This window comes from Tsukamurella sputi, from assembly GCF_007858445.1.
Classification (GTDB): Bacteria; Actinomycetota; Actinomycetes; order Mycobacteriales; family Mycobacteriaceae; genus Tsukamurella; species Tsukamurella sputi.
This window is the reverse complement of sequence record NZ_VIGV01000217.1, coordinates 1-521: the sequence shown is the minus strand read 5'-3', so window position 1 is coordinate 521 and position 521 is coordinate 1. Positions and strand designations below refer to the sequence as shown.

1 protein-coding gene is annotated in these 521 nt (G+C 43.2%); it reads right to left on the bottom strand.

Going from position 1 to position 521, the window contains the following annotated elements; all coding sequences use genetic code 11:
* Nucleotides 1–521 (bottom strand): hypothetical protein (locus tag FK268_RS26245; RefSeq protein WP_205124552.1); only part of this gene is annotated, 521 nt, incomplete at both ends.

The following is a 521-nucleotide window of genomic DNA, read 5'->3' as shown; positions in this document are numbered from 1 at the left end:
AATCTTCTCGCCTTCAGCTAAACCGGTAAATGCACCCGAAAAATCAACGTCGGTTAATTGACCATCTTTAAAAGTGGCATTACCGCCAAGCACTTTTGCCACATTTTGATTTGCTACATGAAGCTGTGAGCCATTGATGGCATCAAGTGAATCCTGAGCGATCTGTCCTGCCTTCACTCCTGTTAGCGTACGACCTTTTTCATCTGCTTTAGCTATATTAAATACGTCAGCTTCTTGAGCTAGCTTATTATCCACGATGATTTGTGTACCATCATCATTTAACTTAATCAGACCCGCTCTACCAGCAACAACGTTTGAAACGTCATCTTTAATACCGCCAATCACTTCACCAACTGAGCCAGACTCTCCATCTTCACCGATGCCTAAGCCACTGTTGATATCATCAACGACTTTGCTCGTTGCATCAACTCGTTTATCAAGATTTTGAAATCCACCATAGACTGATTCAATCTTCTCGCCTTCAGCTAAACCGGTAAATGCACCTGAGAAGTCAACGCCGG